We start from the raw sequence: 559 nt of genomic DNA on the forward strand, positions 1-559 counted from the left end.
CCGTCGAAGCTTAAGTCCTCGTGCACAAGCCGTGGTTTGTGGCGACGATGTTCGGCGTCGTCTTTGCGATCTTCCTCGCTTTCAACCTGACGTCGACGAGCTTCGGCGAATTGATGCGCCCGGTCATCGGCGAACCGTCGCAGAGCGGCCTCTATGGTCGGTTTGCCATCGCCTTCGTGATCGCGCTTCTGTTCGTCCTCAATGTCGTCCTGATCGGCTTCGCCTCGCTGCGTGTCCAGATCGCCATCGTCTGGTTCGAACTGCTGCTGCTCTTCCTGGCCTTCTTCGCGACCTTTCATCTCAGCCTGCCCTTCATCCGGGAAAAGCTGCCATTCCTGATTTCCCAGGGCGTGGTGACCACGCTCTACGTCTCGGCCATCTCCATCATCATCGCCTCCCTGATCGCCATACTGGGTGCCGTAGCCAACCTGTCCACCAACGTCTTCGCCTACGCCATCGCAAGCTTCTACACGTCGTTCTTCCGCGGCCTGCCGCTCCTGATGCAGGTTTATCTGATCTATCTCGGCCTGCCGCAACTGGCCTTCGTGGTCGGTGCGGT

General features: G+C 59.4%; 1 pseudogene. It reads left to right on the top strand.

The features are described 5' to 3' along the window. Positions 1-559 (top strand): annotated as a pseudogene (locus EOA22_RS39390) (ABC transporter permease subunit); the annotation flags it as partial.

Source organism: Mesorhizobium sp. M7A.F.Ca.US.014.04.1.1 (assembly GCF_003998745.1).
In the GTDB taxonomy this organism is placed as follows: domain Bacteria; phylum Pseudomonadota; class Alphaproteobacteria; order Rhizobiales; family Rhizobiaceae; genus Mesorhizobium; species Mesorhizobium ciceri.